Source organism: Vibrio sp. 10N.222.52.B7 (assembly GCF_041474275.1).
GTDB lineage: Bacteria > Pseudomonadota > Gammaproteobacteria > Enterobacterales > Vibrionaceae > Vibrio > Vibrio crassostreae_C.
In genome coordinates, this window is record NZ_JBFRTU010000556.1 from 1 (window position 1) to 396 (window position 396).

Here is a 396-nt window from a genome sequence, read left to right on the forward strand (position 1 = left end):
GGTTAAGGCTGTTAGACAATGCGTAAGACGCTAGTAATTCAATAGCAACTGACTCTTCAAGAATCTGGTTGTTGCCAGAGTTCATGTAGTTGTTCATTGCGTAAACACCCGCAAGGTAAAGACCTTCAGCACCGTATGAACCGTAAGTTGCACTCAACACGTGAGAGTCAGCAGTTTGTGAGCCAGCACCAACGTACTTAACATCACCAGTGTTGTAAGCGTAGTTTGCAGTAACGTCAGCAATAGCGTAGTTCAAAGCAATTTGACCACGGTTGCCGTATTCATTCAAACCGTCAGCTTTACGACCTTGCCATGCAACAGCTGCGCTTAGAGAACCTGCGTTACCGAAATCGATAGCATTGCCGTAGCTCACCATCTCTTCACCACGACCAGTAC

The 396-nt window shown here is 46.5% G+C and carries 1 pseudogene; it reads right to left on the reverse strand.

Going from position 1 to position 396, the window contains the following annotated elements:
* Positions 1–396, reverse strand: a pseudogene (locus tag AB4512_RS24170) (porin); the annotation flags it as partial.